This window comes from Mesorhizobium erdmanii (assembly GCF_013170725.1).
GTDB lineage: Bacteria > Pseudomonadota > Alphaproteobacteria > Rhizobiales > Rhizobiaceae > Mesorhizobium > Mesorhizobium erdmanii.
On the sequence record NZ_CP033361.1, the window covers coordinates 2,383,431 to 2,400,703 of the forward strand.

Annotated in this window: 16 protein-coding genes; 4 read left to right on the top strand and 12 right to left on the bottom strand. The window is 63.4% G+C overall.

The genetic code is table 11. From position 1 onward, the window contains the following. Nucleotides 1–38: 38 nt before the first annotated feature. From EB233_RS31785 to EB233_RS11515, 4 genes are all read right to left on the bottom strand, one after another. A complete protein-coding gene (locus EB233_RS31785; RefSeq protein ID WP_064989668.1) occupies nt 39–2,375 on the bottom strand; it encodes a cellulose biosynthesis cyclic di-GMP-binding regulatory protein BcsB in 2,337 nt (778 codons plus the stop codon). After that, nucleotides 2,372–4,564, bottom strand: a complete 2,193-nt coding sequence (bcsA, locus tag EB233_RS11505) for a UDP-forming cellulose synthase catalytic subunit (RefSeq protein ID WP_064989667.1) — start codon at nt 4,562–4,564, stop codon at nt 2,372–2,374. Before bcsA ends, EB233_RS31785 begins: the two co-directional genes overlap by 4 nt. 170 nt (nt 4,565–4,734) lie before the next feature. Next, entirely contained in the window at nt 4,735–5,694 is a 960-nt protein-coding gene (gene bcsN / locus EB233_RS11510) for a cellulose biosynthesis protein BcsN (protein ID WP_064989666.1), read from the bottom strand. Between the two features lie 224 nt (nt 5,695–5,918). Further along, nucleotides 5,919–6,347 (bottom strand): MarR family winged helix-turn-helix transcriptional regulator, encoded by a 429-nt coding sequence (locus EB233_RS11515; RefSeq protein ID WP_064989665.1) that lies wholly within the window; start codon nt 6,345–6,347, stop codon nt 5,919–5,921. 147 nt (nt 6,348–6,494) lie between these two features. Between EB233_RS11515 and EB233_RS11520 the strand changes: the two genes are divergently transcribed. Continuing rightward, nucleotides 6,495–7,352, top strand: coding sequence for an alpha/beta fold hydrolase (locus EB233_RS11520; RefSeq protein ID WP_064989664.1), 858 nt, complete (start codon nt 6,495–6,497; stop codon nt 7,350–7,352). 72 nt (nt 7,353–7,424) lie between these two features. On the opposite strand, the gene EB233_RS11525 is transcribed toward EB233_RS11520, so the two are convergent. Further along, nucleotides 7,425–8,666, bottom strand: a complete 1,242-nt coding sequence (locus EB233_RS11525) for an MFS transporter (protein ID WP_064989744.1) — start codon at nt 8,664–8,666, stop codon at nt 7,425–7,427. Nucleotides 8,667–8,817: 151 nt separating this feature from the next. Between EB233_RS11525 and EB233_RS11530 the strand changes: the two genes are divergently transcribed. Continuing rightward, on the top strand, nt 8,818–9,687 hold the full coding sequence (locus tag EB233_RS11530) for an AraC family transcriptional regulator (RefSeq protein ID WP_064989663.1): 870 nt from the start codon (nt 8,818–8,820) through the stop codon (nt 9,685–9,687). Nucleotides 9,688–9,793: 106 nt separating this feature from the next. Here EB233_RS11530 and EB233_RS11535 read toward each other — a convergent pair whose 3' ends face one another. The 7 genes from EB233_RS11535 to EB233_RS11565 all read right to left on the bottom strand — a co-directional run bounded on the left by EB233_RS11535 (nt 9,794) and on the right by EB233_RS11565 (nt 15,932). Continuing rightward, nucleotides 9,794–10,729, bottom strand: a complete 936-nt coding sequence (locus EB233_RS11535) for a ribose-phosphate pyrophosphokinase (protein WP_019860650.1) — start codon at nt 10,727–10,729, stop codon at nt 9,794–9,796. A 168-nt stretch (nt 10,730–10,897) separates the two neighbouring features. Continuing rightward, the gene (locus tag EB233_RS11540; RefSeq protein ID WP_064989662.1) at nt 10,898–11,524 is read right to left on the bottom strand and encodes a hypothetical protein; all 627 of its coding nucleotides are present in this window, start codon (nt 11,522–11,524) and stop codon (nt 10,898–10,900) included. A gap of 43 nt (nt 11,525–11,567) precedes the next feature. Continuing rightward, nucleotides 11,568–12,719: a M24 family metallopeptidase gene (locus tag EB233_RS11545; RefSeq protein ID WP_064989661.1), complete on the bottom strand. Its 1,152-nt coding sequence runs from the start codon at nt 12,717–12,719 to the stop codon at nt 11,568–11,570. Further along, on the bottom strand, nt 12,719–13,513 hold the full coding sequence (pgeF, locus tag EB233_RS11550) for a peptidoglycan editing factor PgeF (protein WP_064989660.1): 795 nt from the start codon (nt 13,511–13,513) through the stop codon (nt 12,719–12,721). Before pgeF ends, EB233_RS11545 begins: the two co-directional genes overlap by 1 nt. Nucleotides 13,514–13,616: 103 nt before the next feature. Further along, a complete protein-coding gene (locus EB233_RS11555) occupies nt 13,617–14,705 on the bottom strand; it encodes a class I SAM-dependent methyltransferase (protein WP_064989659.1) in 1,089 nt (362 codons plus the stop codon). Next, nucleotides 14,702–15,562 (bottom strand): prolipoprotein diacylglyceryl transferase, encoded by an 861-nt coding sequence (lgt, locus tag EB233_RS11560; protein WP_081294081.1) that lies wholly within the window; start codon nt 15,560–15,562, stop codon nt 14,702–14,704. The genes EB233_RS11555 and lgt overlap by 4 nt, the downstream gene beginning before the upstream one ends. Before the next feature lie 133 nt (nt 15,563–15,695). Then, a complete protein-coding gene (locus EB233_RS11565) occupies nt 15,696–15,932 on the bottom strand; it encodes a BrnA antitoxin family protein (RefSeq protein ID WP_027055369.1) in 237 nt (78 codons plus the stop codon). Between the two features lie 193 nt (nt 15,933–16,125). Between EB233_RS11565 and EB233_RS11570 the strand changes: the two genes are divergently transcribed. Beyond that, nucleotides 16,126–16,428 carry an accessory factor UbiK family protein gene (locus EB233_RS11570; RefSeq protein ID WP_064989742.1) on the top strand — a complete coding sequence of 101 codons (303 nt, stop codon included), beginning with the start codon at nt 16,126–16,128 and terminating at the stop codon, nt 16,426–16,428. Nucleotides 16,429–16,771: 343 nt separating this feature from the next. After that, nucleotides 16,772–17,272, top strand: coding sequence for a type III secretion system chaperone family protein (locus EB233_RS11575; RefSeq protein ID WP_013893499.1), 501 nt, complete (start codon nt 16,772–16,774; stop codon nt 17,270–17,272). Nucleotide 17,273: the final 1 nt, after the last annotated feature.

Genomic DNA, 17,273 nt, shown 5'->3' on the forward strand with positions numbered 1-17,273 from the left:
TCCTGCGGCCAGAACTAGGATCAAGCGCCCCCTCAGCCTCATTTTCGTCGCCCCAACGAGCCGAGCAGTCCTGCCGTCGCAAGGCCGAGCAAGATCGAGAACAAGGTCAGCACGACCGCGTAGGAGAGCGCATTGGCGGAAAGCCAGTTGGCGACGACGAGACGGTAGTTCGCGAGGGAAAAGGGCTGCGTCTCGACAAAGTCGAAACGCGTCACGGGGACCGTTTGCACCTTGTCGCCACCTGTCTCGACCGTTGTGACATGCCCTCCAAGCTGGCGCCAGGTCTCCTGGGCGGTCAAGGCACGCGCACCATCCAGAAGCGCGCTCGCGTTTGGTGCGGTGATGACGGTCCAGGTCCCGCCCTCGGTCGGGCTTGCTTCCTGTGCAACGACGAGGCTGGCATTGCCTTGTGGCTTGTACAGTGCAACTGGCCCGGGGAATACACGAAGCGAGCTCGCGGATATGTTGAAGGTCTGCCTCATCCAGTCCTCGAACGAGCTGATCTGTCCGCGCCAACCGCTGCCGCGCAGTTGCTGGCGCCATTCGTCGAACGTCGTTTCGGTGTCTGGCCGGATGGAAGAAACGGTTTCGCCCCAGGTCGAGCTGCTGTCGCTCGAAATCCCTACCTGGGCCAGAACGGCGGGCGGGACCTGGGAAATCGCGCTGATGAACAGCGCGTTCCGGTCGGCGACCGCACTGGCAGCGGTCGAGGAATCGACCGCGATCAATCGCCCGGCCGCGACCGACATGCGCGCCATGAGCGTCACTCCGGCCGAAACGATTTCCGGCTGGGCGCGGTCCATGATCAACGGCAAGGCGTACTGGGCCCTCCCATACGGGAAGCCGGTTCCGCTGATCGCGCCAAGGTCGGGCGTCCGGGCGATGCGGGCGAAATCCGGCATCACGAATTCCGAGCTGTCGAAAAGCGCGAAGCGCTTGCTGTCGGACGACGCGGCGCCAGGAGCGCAGACCGCGTCGGCCCGGGTCAGCAACACGGCTTCGATGGCGATCGTGTTGTCGCCCGGCCTAAAATGACGCATCGTCACCTTAATTGGCAGATGGCGAAGGATTTCACCACCGGCGGTCGTGATTGGCACCGTTGCAGCGATGTTGTCGTTGACATAGACGTCGATGTGGCTGCCCGGCAGAACCTCTTGTGAATAGGCTGCATCCAGCAGGATGGTCGCATGACCATAGGCTTCAGCGTAGAAGTCCGACGGCACGCCCACGGCAAAATCGGTGCGGACCCTGCGTCCTGAAAACTCAAGCGTGTTCACGCCCAGGCCGGAGAACTTCAACGTGTTGGCATCGAGCAGCATGGGAACGTCGGGGGTTCGCCATGTCCGGGTCGCAAGACTGGTGCGCAGGCTGCCCGCGGGGCGGTCTACCTGCTTGGCGATGTCGTCTATCGCCAGGTTGACCGCCTGCCAGTTCGGGCCGCTGACAAGCAGGGTGGATGGACCGAGGGTGGTGTCATCGATCAGTGTGGCTATCGGTCCGGCCTCAGCGTTTGCCGGCACGGAGGCCAGCACCTTGGACAGGTCGGCCGCCGGGCCTACGACGATGTTGGCCATGCCGGGACCGGATGCCTTCGAGCCTGTCTCGCTGACCTCGAAGGCCTGGTTCGGCATATTGGCCATCAGCGCCAGCGCTTCGCCCAGGCGCACAACCGGAGCGGTGGAAGCAGCCTGCCCCATAGACGGAACGATGAGATTGAACTTGGTCTCTCCGGTCTCGTCCACGCCGATGGCGCGAAGGTCCTCGACCCTTTTCCAAAGTCCTGCCTGATTTCCTTCGAACGTGAAGAACGTCCGCGATGGGTCGATCTGCGTCCACAGTTCGTAGGTCGACTCGATCGTGCAGTCCGTGCGGTGCCGCTGAATCGCCGACATGACGATGTCGTTCAGGCCGGCATGAAGCACGCCGGCGGGAATGCGCACGGAGATTTCGGAGGCCCTGTCCGAAGAGGCGATCGGTATACCGACGATACTGCTGCCGTTGACGGACAATTCGAGACGCGATGCTTCAGGCGCGACGACAACGGCATTCTGGTAGCCCAGATGCAGATCGGTCGCGGCGGCCGCCTGTTCCGGCGTGAGAAAAACGGACCAGGCGCGCCGTGAATATTCGCCCGACAATACCAGTTCCGAAAACGGTACCAGATATCGCCTTGCCGGCGACTGGGCTTGCCGGGCGGCTTTGCCGGCATCGGAAGCGGCCTGGGCGGGCGTGGCACTATTTTTTTGTTGGGGTGCGACCGGGGCGGCTGTCACCGGTCGTTCCGTGGACATGTCGAACGGGCTCACGCCTGCCTGCGGGCACGCTGGCGTGACGGCCAGTAGAAGCAGGGTCAGCGTTGCAAGTCCGGCTCTCATCGCTGCTTCTCCGCAAGCTGCGCCGCGGTCATGGAGGTTCTGCCGCGCATGTCGCGCCAGAAATAGACCAGACCCCGATATGTCTGAAAAATCGCCAGGCGCAGAAACCAGGCTGTCCCTCGCAGCAGGCCGGGGTTTCCGCGACGCGAAAGCTGGAACTGCTCCCATTGCTTGGAGTTCGCGAAAATCAGGTCGGCGACCAGCCGGTGGTGAACGGCTTCGCTCGCCTGGTAGAGGCAACCGACGGCAATGCCATCCGATGTTCGCTCGAAATTGCGGATGGTGACCGGCAGCACCGCCTCCGTGCCGTCCGCGAACAGCTTGAAGCGGATGCCCGCCCTTGCATCCTTGGCGAGATCCTCCAGTTGTGCACCGAGGACCGTGATCCGTGCGCCGTGCGCCGAGACGTCCTCGATCGTGCCTTGGTGCCATTTGCCGTTGATTTCAAAATCGCAGCGTCGGTAGACCTTGACGCGTCGCGTGGCGGCGCGCTCTCCGCGCTCCGACACGACACCGAGCGCGCAACCCGCCATAATGAGGTTGAGCAGATTCCAGCCGCCCACGACCAGCGTGACGTCGGCCTTGAACGGCTCTGCGTAGACCTTGTACACGGTCATGGCGACGCCGAGCAGCAGAATCCCGAATATCACGAAGAACGGCCTTGCTATTTCGGAGAGCCTGCTCGTGGCGATCGACTCGTCCTTGGCGGTGACCTTGAAGGTCGGCTTGCGAGGATTGAGAATCACGGAAATGACCGCGGGCAGCAGATGCACCGTCTGCACATATTCGTAGAGTTCCGACACCCACGGCCAGCGGAAGGCGCCATAGAGATAGTTCTGCATCATCAGGTTCACGATCATGTAGGTGAGCGTGTACGCCATGAACTCGCCGCCAGAAGCGGTGAATATCTGCAGGTCGAAGAACAGGTAGAACAGCGGCGCGACCAGGAATATCGCGCGCGGAAACGGGAACAGCCAGAACAGCGTCGACGACATGTAGCAGAGGCGTTGCGGAACCGAGAGCCCGCGCTTCAATGGCGGGAAACGAAAACGCAGAATCTGCATCATGCCTTGCGCCCAGCGGCTGCGCTGTCCGATGAACGAGGCGAAGGTCGCCGGCTGCAGCCCGGCGATCAGCGGCTTGTCGACATAGACGCTGTGCCAGCCGCGGGCATGCAGTTCGATCGCCGTTTCGCAATCCTCGGTGATGCTGACGCCGCTGAACCCGTTCGTTTCCACGAGCGCCGAGCGCCGCAGCACCGCCGCCGAACCGCAGAAGAACGATGCATTCCACTTGTCGAGACCACGCTGGATGATGCCGTAGAACATCTCGTTCTCGGACGGCATCTTCTCGAACGTTCGCAGGTTTCGCTCAACCGGGTCCGGATTGAGGAAGAAATGCGGTGTCTGGACAAGGAACAGCCGTGGATCCTCGTCGAAATAGCCAACGGTCTCCCTCAGGAAATCGCGGGCGGGGGCATGATCCGCGTCGAACACGGCGACCAATTCGCCGCCCGACCGCGCCAGGCCGTTGTTGAGATTGCCGGCCTTGGCATGCTCATTGCGATCGCGCGTCAGATAGTTGACGCCGAGATCGGCGCACAGCTTCTGCAACTGGGCGTGGCGCCGCTCGGCGTTGTTGGCGTCAACGATCTTGTCGGAGTTGCGCTTCTGCAGCGTGCCGCCATCGTCGAGCAGCCAGACGGTCACTTTGCCTGCCGGATAATCCATGCCTCTGGCTGCTGCCATGGTGTTGGCCAGAAGCTCGGGGTCCTCATTGTAGGTCGGAATAAACACATCGACCGTCGGCATTCGGTCGTTGGAGTTGGCTCGCGAGGGGCGTGAGGGAAGCGGCAAGGCAACCACGAACAGGCTGAGCGCCAGCATCATCACGCTGTACATCTCGGCCAGATAGAGCATGAAACCGGGAATGAAGTTTTCCAGCTGGTTGAAGGGCGGCAGCGTGCTGGTCGTGCGCCAGTAGACGTAACGCATGACGATGGCGGTACCGAAGGCAAGAGCGACCAGCCGCCAGATACCATCCGGGCGCACGAGCTTGAGCAGCATCATGGCGACGAGCACACACATGCCGGCCACCAGCTGCGTTTCGAGGCTGATCGGCAGCGTGACGAGCGTGATCACGCAAACCGACGCCAGCGCCCATTGCACTACAATCAGCAACTTCCGCATCCAATGCGCCTCCGCGACCCCCGCCCGGTTTAGGTCGTCATATCGTGAAGCCGGCTGACAGAAAGCGATCCGTCAAATCATCGGATAGCCGCTGCCTGTTTCCGACATCACGTCGCACACGGAATATCGTCCTGTTTTCTGGCCGTGACCTGTTTTGCCTGCAACTATGGTTAGCGAGCTGTATCCTCCTGCTTGCCGCAGCCAGCTGCGGCGCTGGTTTGCGCGCAAGGCGGCGAAGGAACAATCGTGATCGGGCCGCTGCCAACCACTGCATTGCCCGTCGCGGCCGGTTGACTTGCAGCGGGCTGGAGCGTTTGCGCCGTCCGCCCTCCAGGTGGGGCAGGCACGAGCGGTCCGACAGGCTGTGCCAGCGATTGCACCGGCTGCTGCCCCGCCGCGTCACGCCGCCGGACAATGCGAGGTGCTGGCTTGGCCGAAGCCGGCGCCGTCACCGTTTCAAACCGCGTGACGCCGACCGGGTAGATGGGATGACCCGGCTTGCCCAGGGACTCGTCGGGGGCGACAGGCTCGCCATAAGGGTTCCAGTTGCGCGACTTGAAGTAGGACGTGATCGTGTAGCCATACATGATGTCGAGCAGCTTCTGCTCGGACGCGCCCTGGTCGCACAGACGCAACCGCACCTGGACCGATCCCTTGTTGCCGATCCAGGTTTGCGTCACGCCGGTCGAGCTGATGCGCTGCCAGCCATAGAGACAGGTGTCACCTGATGCCGCCCGGCCCACGGCGTAGCCGAACGGGCCATATTTGTTCTGGACGTAGTAGGGCGAGCGCTGCATGCGAATACCCGGTAGCATCTGCCGCATTTCAGAGCCGAGGTCGCCGATCGGCAAGTATCCGTCCCGAAGCCGGCCTTGTCCAGCCAACGAAGTGTCCACCGGTCCAAACAACTGCACGCGCAGCGTATTCTGGCCTGGTGTGTGCGCCGAGGTCGAAAGCAGGATGTCCTGCTGGGTGGCATTGGTGAAGCGCCGCTCGAGAATGGCGGTGATTGCGGGGCCACCTGGAGGCGGGAACGCGAAGGCTGTCTCGGCAGAAGCAAGGCTCGTTCCGGATGGGTTGACGATCGGCGCTGGCCCGGCACAGCCGGCCAGCACCGCAACCGACATCATTGCAGCTGCCTTCAGGGCTGATCGTGCAAACCCTCGAGGCCGTTCACCCTCTCCAACGAGAAGGGCAGGCAGCCGCGGCAATGGACGGACACAGGCTGTGTTGAGGGAGTCCATGATGGCAAAGCTAGGAGATTCGCGTCGATCAACGAAGAATAATTGCCGCCGCCAACGACTTACCCCCAGATGATGCCCGGCATTTCACGGGCGGGCATATGGAGATCAGGCTATTGTTTGCCATTGAGCGCATTGCGCAGTGCCTGGATCTGCCGGTTCAGCGCGTCGAGTTCAGCCAACGTCATGCCGGAGCGCTCGATCAACGTCTCGTTCAGGCAGTTGCACTGGACAAGCAGCGCGCGCCCGGCAGCGGTCAGATCGACCTGCACCTGGCGCTCGTCGGCCTGGCTGCGCTGGCGGGTGACAAGACCGGCCTGTTCCATGCGCTTCACCAGCGGTGTGATGGTGCTCGATTCCAGGGCAAGCCGGTGCGCAACGGTGCCGACCGACATGCCGTCGGCCTCACCCAGCGCGTTGAGCACGAGATATTGCGGATAGGTGATCCCCATCTCGTCCAGCATCGGCTTGTAGGTGCGGTTGATCGCCATCGAGGTGGCGTAGAGCGTGAAGCAGAGCTGATTGTCCAACGGAAGAGGCACGATGCATTCCTTTGCCGATTAATCACGAAACATATACTACGAAAAATAATATCGCGATACATTTTTTGTAGACAAGGGTTCGGAGCTGCGCTAGCGATATAAGTGTCGTGATATTTATTATCGCGGTAACAATCATAGGAGATTGAGATGGCCTCGCAGACAAAGTCCGGCTCCGGCAGCGGCACGATCACCACCAAGGACGGCACGCAAATCTACTACAAGGACTGGGGAACCGGGCAGCCCATCGTCTTCCATCATGGCTGGCCGTTGAGCAGCGACGACTGGGATGCCCAGATGCTGTTCTTCCTGGCCCAGGGCTACCGCGTTGTCGCCCATGACCGTCGCGGCCATGGGCGCTCGACGCAGACGGATACCGGCAACGAGATGGACACCTATGCCGCCGACGTCGCGGCGCTTGTCGCACATCTCGACCTCAAGGACGCCATCCATGTCGGCCATTCGACCGGCGGCGGCGAGGTAGCGCGCTATGTCGCCAAAGACGGCTCGGGCGGCCGCGTCGCCAAGGCGGTTTTGATCGGGGCGGTGCCGCCCATCATGCTCAAGACCCCAGCCAATCCCGGCGGCCTGCCGATCGAAGTCTTTGACGGCTTCCGTTCCGGCGTCGCGGCCAACCGCGCCCAGCTCTACCGGGATGTTCCGGCCGGCCCGTTCTATGGCTTCAACCGTCCGGGCGCCGAGGTCTCGCAAGGCGTCGTCGACAATTGGTGGCGCCAGGGCATGATGGGCGGCACCAAGGCGCACTATGATTGCATCAAGGCCTTCTCGGAAACCGATTTCACCGAGGATTTGAAGGCGATCGACGTGCCGGTGCTGGTCATGCATGGCGACGACGACCAGATCGTGCCGATCGCCGACTCGGCGCTGCTGTCGATCAAGCTGCTCAAGAAGGGCGAGCTCAAGATCTACAAGGGTTTTCCACACGGCATGGCGACCACCCACGCCGATGCCATCAACGCCGACCTGCTGGCCTTCTTCAAGGCCTGAGTTCTCTTTGAAATGTCAAAGGCACCCGCCGCCAGGCGGGTGCCTTTTCATCTGGATTGAGATCTGCCGGGTTCAGGCTGCTGCCTGGGCCTTGCGCGCTTCCTTCATGTTGGGCAGGAACACCGTCAACAGGCCCAGGAACGGCAGGTACGAGCAGATCTGGAAGACGAAATCGATGCCCTTCATGTCGGCGACGACGCCGAGCACGGCCGCAGCAATGCCGCCCATGCCGAAGGCGAAGCCGAAGAAGATGCCGGCGATCATGCCGACGCGGCCGGGCACCAGTTCCTGCGCAAAGACGACGATGTTGGAGAAAGCCGACGACAGGATGAGGCCAATCAGGACGGTCAGCACCATCGTCCATTCCAGGTTGGCGTAGGGGAGCGCCAGCGTGAAGGGCAGCACGCCGACGATCGAGAACCAGATCATCGCCTTCTGCCCGTAGCGGTCGCCGAACGGACCGCCGAGCAGGATGCCGAGCGCCGAGGCGCCGAGGAACAGGAACAGCATCACCTGGCTCATCTGCACCGACACGCCGAACTTATGGATGGAGTAGAAGGTGTAGTAGCTGGCGAGGCTGGCGATATAGGCGTTCTTGCTCAGCACCAGCAAGGTCAGCACGATCAATGCATTCATCACCTTGCGGCGCGGGAAGGGCGAGACGAAGCTTACCGCTTTGCGGGTGCCCTGCGCGGCGCGCAGCCGGCTGTACCAGCCGCCCACCTGCCACAGCACGAAGATGCCGATCAGCGAGCCGACGGCGAACCAGGCGATGCTGGTCTGGCCGAAAGGCACGACGATGAAGGCAGCCAGAAGCGGGCCCATGGATTGGCCGAAATTGCCGCCGACCTGGAACAGCGACTGCGCCAGGCCGAAGCGGCCGCCGGAGGCGAAGCGGGCGATGCGCGAGGATTCCGGATGGAAGATCGCCGAGCCGATGCCGATCAGCGAGGCGCCGAGCAGCAACAGATAGTAGTGACCGGCATAGGCCAGCACGACCAGGCCGATCAGCGACGAGGCCATGCCGTAGGGCAGGGAATAGGGCATCGGCCGCTTGTCGGTGATAATGCCGATCACCGGCTGCAGCAGCGACGCCGTCACCTGGAAGGTGAAGGTCAGCAGGCCGATCTGCCAGAAATCGAGGCCGTAATTCTGTTTGAGCAAGGGATAGATGGCCGATAGCAGCGACTGCATGATGTCGTTGATGCAGTGGCAGAAGCTCACAGCCAGGATGACGGTGAAGGCCGTCGCCTGGGCTGAGGCGTGACTGGCGGTCGCTGGTGGCGCGACACTGGCGGCTGTCGTATCGGTCAAGGCAGGCTCCGTGGTCTTTTTGGCGGGTACGTCCGCAGGCCAGATGGCGGACGCCGCTGCGGCCGCCTTAGGGACGGTTGCCTTATATGCCGCTTGCGGCGCGACTTCTTTCGTGGTTTGGTCCAATAGTTTCGCAAGTGGGCCATAGCCTATGCCACATGGCAGGGAAATCTTCCGCGCCGGCAATGCCGATCTCGGCGAATTGCACCAGAGCCGCTGGCAATGGCTGGAGGAGGTCGCCGGGCCGGCGGTGGCGTTGCCGACCGAATATCCCGACGGCTACCACGTGCCGCAACACCGCCACAGCCGCAGCCAGTTGCTGCATGCGCTGGTCGGCGTCGTGCTGGTGACGACGCGGCACGGGCGCTGGATGGTGCCGCCGGACCACGCGATGTGGATTCCGGCCGGCATCGAACATTCCGTCGAGATGCTGGGCGATGTCTCGATGCGCTCGGTCTATGTCATGCCGGGCGCGATCCCGGGGCTGCCGGATGGCTTGCGTGTGGTCGGCATCACCGAACTGATGCACAGCCTGATCGTGGAATCGGAGAAACTGCCGCAAGGCGGCGAGTTGGAAGGGCGCGGCGGGTTGATCATGAACCTGTTGCTGCATGAAATCCCGACCTTGCCGGAGAGGCCGCTCGGCCTGCCGTTCCCGTCCGATCCGCGGCTGGCGGCGCTGTGCCGGCGCTTTGTCGCGGCACCGTCGCCGCACGCGACGATCGACGAATGGGCCGACGCCGCGGGTATGAGCCGGCGCTCCTTCACGCGCGCCTTCCAGCGCCAGACCGGCCTGTCGCTGTCGACATGGCGCCAGCAGGCCTGCCTGTTCGCGGCACTCCCGCGGCTCGCCGATGGCGAACCGATCACCAGGGTGGCGCTCGATCTCGGCTATGACAGCGTGCCGGCCTTCATCACCATGTTCAAGCGCATGCTGGGCTCCTCGCCGCGCGGCTATATGCGCGGGGAAGGTGTTCGTCGGCCCAGCGTGCCAGCGCGGCTGGAGGGGCCGGTGGCCTAGAGCGGTTCAGCGTTTGATGGAATAGCCGAACCGCTCTAATGCTTTGTTTTTACGCAATTCCGGACGGAAAACCGTTATACACTTTTCCTGGAATTGCTCTAGAGCGTTAGTCGAAAAGGCTCGACACCGATTCCTCGGTCGCCGTGCGCGAGATCGCCTCGCCCATCAGGTCGGCGATCGAGATGACGCGGATGTTGGGGGCGTCGAGCACGCCTTGCGTCGGCTGGATGGAATCGGTGATCACCAGTTCCTGCAGCTTCGAGCCGCTGATGCGGGCGACCGCGCCGCCCGACAGCACGCCATGGGTGATATAGGCGGTGACGCTGGTGGCACCGTTTGCCAACAGCGCATCGGCGGCATTGCACAGCGTGCCGCCGGAATCGACGATGTCGTCGATCAGCAGGCAATCCTTGCCGGCCACCGCGCCGATGATGTTCATGACTTCCGATTCGCCTGGCCGCTCGCGGCGTTTGTCGACGATGGCGAGCTGTGCGTCGAAGCGCTTGGCCAGCGCGCGCGCCCGCACCACGCCGCCAATGTCGGGCGACACCACCACGACGTTGCCGAGCTGCTTGTACTTCGCCTTCACGTCGCGGGCCATCACCGGCACCGAGAACAGATTGTCGGTCGGAATGTCGAAGAAGCCCTGGATCTGGCCGGCATGCAGGTCGAGCGTCAGAACCCGGTCGACGCCGGCGCGGGTGATCATGTTGGCGACCAGCTTGGCCGAGATAGGCGTGCGGCCCGACGCCCGGCGGTCCTGCCTGGCGTAGCCGAAATAGGGAATCACCGCGGTGATGCGCTTGGCCGAGGAGCGCATGAAGGCGTCGATCATGATGAGCAGTTCCATCAGGTGATCGTTGGTCGGGAACGACGTCGACTGCAGGATGAAAACATCCTCGCCGCGCACGTTTTCCTGGATTTCGACGAAGATTTCCTGGTCGGCGAAGCGCCTGACACTGGCCTTGCCCAGCGGGATGTTGAGATAGCGGGCGACCGCTTCGGCCAGCACCCTGTTGGAATTGCCCGCGAAGAGTTTCATGCACCGTTCCTGGTGGAGGATGGCGAGACCTCACGGACTCGCCTGCGCCCGTTAACCGGGCTTTTAGCGGCCCGCGCCGGTATTGCAAGCGCCGAGATCGGGAATCCGCCGGCTAAACTCAAGAAAGGTTGGTGCCATCGCCGAGAGGCAACACTCCAGCACCCCTTGCTAGCCCGCCTTGCCGCCGAGAAACGCCGCGAACTGGTCTATGGTCTGGTCGGCGATCGCCTGCATGGTGGCCGGCGCGACATCCTTCCAGCTGTCGGCGCCCCCGCCTTTGCCAACCGACGGCGCCTTCATCTGGCCGTTGATGCGGTGCAGGCGGTTGCCCGAGGGGTCGTAGACGTCCCAGACATAGATGACGGTGGTGTCCTTGCCCTCCGAAATCGCCGAGAAGTAGCCTTTCAGCACATGGGTAGCGGTCTGGTCCTGGCTGCCGGCCAGCGTGATGCCGCGCTGCTTGGCGCGCGCCTGCAATTCCGCCGTCAACGGTGTCGCGGCCTCCACCGAAGCGCCGACGATCGGCGCAATCTGCAGCCGGGTCTTGGACAGGACGGCAGCGCTCTGGGCCGAGGTGAGTGGCGTGGTGGTGGTTTCGGGCGCCCCAGCCGTGGTGGCGGCAGGCGCTGGTGACGTTGCGGGAACCGTGGCCGCCGTGCTGCCCGGCGCCGTCGTCTGTGCGGAGGCCGCCGGCGGGGTGATGGCGGAAGGTTCGAGAACGTCCTTTGCGTTGGTGCAGGCAGCAACAGCCAATGCCACAAGCAATGACACGGTCGTCACATGCGATCGTCTCATTTGCCTTCTAACTCCTTGGCGAAGAACGCCTCCCATTATGGATTCACTGCACGATCAAGTCGAGATCATGGCGGGAGAGCGGCTTCGGCTGGGATTCGGTGGTCAGGTAGGTGCGGCCAAGCGTCATTGCCGTCTCGGTCTCGGAATCCATGATGATCATGTGGGCGAAGAGCGTCATGTTGGGCGCGATCGGCTCGGGGTTGCCCTGATAGAACATCGGCATGTCCATCCAGGACGGCGTGAAGCGCGCGCCGACCGAATAGCCGCAGGCGTTCAGCCGATGCTTGGTCAGGCCGTGCGCTTCCATGGTGCGGGCGTGCGCGTCGAAGACATCGCCGAATGTATTGCCCGGCGTCATCGCTTTCTCCACCGCGAGCAGCGCGGCACGCGCGGCGTCGAACAGTTCCTGATGGCGCCTCGACGCCTTGCCGGTCAGCACCGTGCGCATCATCGGCGCATGGTAATGATGGAAGACACCCGCCCATTCGAGCGTCAGCTGGTCGTTCTTGGTGAGCTTGCGGCGGCCGGCCTTGTAACGGCAGAGCAGCGCATCGACCCCGGAGCCGATGATGAACTCGTTGGCCGGGTAATCGCCGCCGCCGGCAAAGATCGCGCCTTGCATGGCGGCAAGGATCAGCGCTTCGTCGCCACCCTGCTTGATCAGCGGAAGTGCGGCGTCCAGCGCGTCGTCGGAGAGGTTGGCGGCCTTCTCGGCCTTGGCGACCTCGGCCGGGCTCTTGAACAGGCGCAGCCGGCCGACAATGCCGGAGGCGTCGGCGATCTGGCCGAAGGTCTGCAACTGCTCGTCCAGCCGGCGGCCATTATAGGCCGTCAGGCCATGGGTGTCGTATTCGACGCCGATGCGGGCGCCGAGCAGGTCGAGGTCGTTGAGCAGGTTGCGCAGGTCGACCGCCGGGTTGGCGCCGTCGCGGTCGGTCCACAGCACGATGTTGTCGATGATCGAGGTGTGGCGCGCCTGGCGCAGGTCGGCAGAGCGGGTCAAAAGCACCATTGAGCCGTCGGCCTTCACCACCAGGCACTGGAAGAAGCAGAAGCCGAACGTGTCGTAGCCGGTCAGCCAGTACATGCTTTCCTGCGCGAACAGCAGGATGGCGTCGAGCTTCTTCTCGGCCATCTCGATCATCAGCCGGTCGCGCCGCGCGTCAAATTCCGATCGTTCAAAATGCAAAGCCATTATTCATGCTCCAAAACGATGGCCGAAACCTGCCGGCCGTAATCGGGCTCCTTGCGGTGCGTGGTGCGCCGGTAGGAGTAAAACAAATCTTCCTCGGCATAGGTGCAGCGGCCGAGGCCCTCGGCGGTCACGCCGGCCCTGGCCAGACGGTCGACCGTGTAACTGACGAGGTCGAACATGGCGTGGCCGGCCTTTGCCGAAGGCGCGAAATAGCCGATGTTTTCGGCGTCGGCCTCGACGAAGCGGGCGACGAATTCCGGCCCGACCTCGTAATTGTCGGGGCCGATCGAGGGGCCGAGCACGGCGACGATGTTTTCGCGGCGGGCGCCAAGGCTTTCCATGGCGGCAATGGTGTTTTCCAGCACGCCCGTGAAGGCGCCTTTCCAGCCGGCATGCGCCGCGCCGATGATGCGCGCCCCGGCATCGGCGAACAGAACCGGGCCGCAATCGGCGGTCGAGGCGCCGATGGCGATGCCCGGCCGGTCGGTGACGAGGGCGTCGGCCTTGGGCCGCTCGCCGGCAAAGGGCTCCCTGGCGATGACGACATCGGGCGAATGGATCTGCCACGCGGTCAACAGGTGGTTCGCCGGCACGCCCATCCAGGCGGCGACACGGGCGCGGTTCTCGGCCACCAGCGCCTTGTCGTCATCCGACCCGGTGCCGATGTTGAGGCCCTGGTAGATGCCGGTCGAGACGCCGCCCGTGCGGGTGAAATAGCCGTGGCGGATGCCTTGTGCCTGCGCCTTGTCCAGCCGAGGCGACCGAACGGGATCCGGTTTGGTCTGATTGAGCATGCGGGCGTTGTTGTCCGTGTGGGCGGTTTCGTCAAGAAAAAGCGGCCGGCGGTCCGGCCGCTCTTTTACCGGACGGGAGATTGGGAGGGGCAGCGGTGAAAAGTCAATCCGCCGTCGCAAAGGGCCTGACGGAGACGGAGCGCGGCATGACGGCAAGCACCTTGAACAGCTCGCCCATGGCTTGCGGCCCGGCAAGCCGCTCGACAGCAGATGATATCTCGTCGCGAGCCGCCTGACCGGCATCGGCGCCAAGCCGACCGGCGCGCTCGAGAATGCCCATGCCGAGCAGGAAATAGCCTTGCGTCGACAGATGGACGTCGAGGCCATGCCCGCGCGCGACCGCGGCAAGGGCGGCGAAATCGACATGCGAGGTGATGTCGGCTTCGCCGGGATTGGCCAGCACATCTTCGTGATGGTGCCGGCGCAAGGCCTGCAGCGTGTCGCCGACCCCCGGTTGCAGATGGCCATAGTCGAGAAACAGGCCGGCGCCACCGTTTCGGGCCATCCGTTCGGCGATGGCCGCCATCAGGGCGGTGCGGGCGGGCGCGACCTCGACGATCGCGCCTTGCGGCGCTTCGGCCGCGTCGACGGGCAGAAGCGTTGCGTCGACCGAACCGGCGCCGGCGAAGAAAGAAAGGGCGTTGTCGTCGTCGAGGCCGACCATGCGCTCGCGCCAGCCGGTGCCGGCGCGGACGAACTGGCGGATCGGGATGGCGTCGAACAACTCGTTGCCGACGATGAGCAGCGGCTGATGGGGCAAGGTCTCGATGGTCTCGTGCCATTGAACCGTAAAAGGTGTCGCGCCGAGCGTCTGCTTCTGGATTTCGGCCAGGCGGGGGCTGGTCTCGACCATGACGAAGGCGGCGCCGTTGGCCAGGTCAGGATCGAGCCGCGACAACGTGCGCAGCATGTCCTTCATCAACGTGCCGCGGCCGGGGCCGATCTCGGCGACGGTGACCGGCATCGGCCGGCCAATCGCTGCCCAGGCCTGGTAAAGCCAGACGGCGACGAGTTCACCGAACATCTGGCTGATCTCCGGCGCGGTGACGAAGTCGCCAGCCGCACCAAAGGGCTCGCGTGTGGTGTAGTAGCCGTCGGCGGGATCGAACAGGCACAGCGCCATGTATTCGTTGACGGGAAGCGGCCCAAGCGCCTCGATCAGGTCGACGATGCGGGTCTTCAGCCGCGTCATGTCGCCCGCGGCTGCATTTGCGTCACCGGCTTGGCGGTCGCCATCGCCCAGATTCCGGCCAGCACCATCGGCGTCGACAGGATCATGCCCATGGTCAGCCAGTTGGTGCCGAGGAGATAGCCGAGTTGCTGGTCAGGCTCGCGGAAGAATTCGACAAAGATCCGCGACAGGCCGTAGCCGCAGATGAAGGCGCCGCCGACGAAGCGCGGTGTCTTCAGCTTGAAGCGCGAATGGGTGAGGATGCGCAGCACGAGGAACAGCACGATGCCTTCGAGAAACGCTTCGTAGAGCTGGCTAGGATGGCGGGTGAACGGGCCGCCATTTGGGAATTCCATTGCCCACGGTACGTCGGTCGGCCGGCCCCAAAGCTCCGAGTTGATGAAATTGGCGACGCGCACCAGGCCGAGCCCAACCGGCACGCCGGCGGCCACGACATCGAACAGCGACCAGGTGCGGATGCCGCGCTTGATGGAAAACAGCGTCATGGCGAGGATGACGCCGAGCAGGCCGCCATGGAACGACATGCCGCCCTGCCAGACGGCGAAGATGTCGAGCGGATGCTGGATATAGCGCGGCAGGTCATAGAACAGCACGTAACCGGTGCGGCCGCCGAGCACGACGCCGATCGCCGCCCAGACGATGAAATCGTCGAGGTCCTCCGGCTTCATCGGCAGGACGCCGTCGGGCCACAATTTCGGATTGGCGGCGAGCCGCTTGGCATACCACCAGGCAAACAGGATGCCGACGATGTAACCGACGCCGTACCAGTGCACCGCCAGCGGCCCGATCTGGATCAGGATCGGGTTGATGTTGGGAAACGGCAGCGAGGCCAGCGGCAGCAGGAAATATTCGTTCAACGGGGAGCTCTCGGTTGCGAAACGCGTTTTGCGCGCGGACCATGCGGCAGGGTTTTGGCAGGGTCAAGGCAAGCTGACTGCCGTCAAGTGTCGCGACGGACCCTCGCCGCGAGCCGTCGCGACGTGGGGGAACTCACCCCTTGGCGGCCACCAACTGTCGCAATGCGTCGTTGATCCTGTCCTGCCAGCCGGGGCCATCCTCCTGGAAGTGGTCGAGCACGGCCCGGTCGATCCGGATCGAGACAAGCTCGCGGACATCAGGCGCGGTGGAAGGCCCGCGAGGCGGGGCTGCCGCCGGTTTCTTGACCGGCTTGAAGGCAGCTTCGGCGGCTGCGAACGGATTTGTCGGTCGGCGTGGAGGCGTTGCCATTGAGTGATCCTGGGTTGGAGGCGACTGGTGCCGGGACACGAGACGCGACGAAACACAATACGCGATTTGGCGCGCCCGAGTATAGCTTTGCGAGCCGTGCGCCATAGCAACGCAGATGCCGCACCAGGCCCTCAACGTTCTTGCATTCGGCGCGCAGCGCCACTACGTCATTTCAAGCAAGCGAGGATTTGCCATGTCGACAGGACCGAACCGCATTCTCGATGAATTCGCCAAGCTGATGACCGACGCCGCCGGTGCCGCGCAAGGTGTGCGCCGCGAGGTGGAGACCGCCTTCAAGGGGCAGGCGGAGCGCATCCTCAATTCGATGGACGTGGTGCAGCGCGAGGAATTCGAGGCAGCGCGCGAAATGGCCGCCAAGGCCCGAGACGAGAATGCCAGGCTTGCCGCCCGCATCGAAGCGCTCGAAGCCAAGCTCGCCGAACTGGCCGGCGATACCGCACCAGTGGCGGCGGCGAAGCCGCGCGCAAAAAAATAATAGTTAAACTTTTCCACATAGTCGAAGCCTGAAAAGCGCTTTGTCGTGAATCGCTTAACGGCATTGCATGAATCTTTGTGACAGCGCCTTTCCACATGCGAATGACGCAGTGCGAAAAATTGGGCTGTTCACGCGACTCCCGATCAATAGACTGAATTTGTTGCATGATTCGGAGCAGGGTCATGCGGCCGGGCGGTGGGGTCCGGTCTGGGGTCGTTGCGTCGAGAAGTAGTCTTTGCGCGAAGGAAGTCCTGGCCGTCCGAGTTCTAGATCAGATTGTTCGTTGTGTGTGCCCTCCCGCGGAGCGTGTGGCGGCGCTCCTCAGAACGACAGGAAGCATTCCATGGAACTTCTCGAACTCGAATTCTCCCGCGAAATCCATCCGGTGGATGTGATCGAGCAGGTGGCTCACAACAATGACTGGTCCTTCGAACGGGCCGGCGATGACGAAATTTCGATCTCGGTCGCCGGTAGCTGGACCGATTATCACGTCTCCTTCTCCTGGATGGAGGATTTCGAGGCGCTGCATCTGGCCTGCGCGTTTGACATCAAGGTGCCGGAGACGCGCGCGCTGGAAGTGATGCGGCTGTTGTCGCTGATCAACGAACAGATGCTGTTCGGGCATTTCGATCTCTGGGAGCAGGAAGGCGCGATCATGTTCCGCCAGTCGCTGCTTCTAGCCGGCGGGGTCGAGCCGTCGAGCCAGCAGGTCGAGGTACTCTTGTCCTCGGCGCTGGAAGCCTGCGAATGCTATTTCCAGGCTTTCCAGTTCGTCGTCTGGTCGGGAACTTCGGCCAAGGATGCACTGGCCGGCGTGCTGTTCGAGACCTACGGCAACGCCTGAG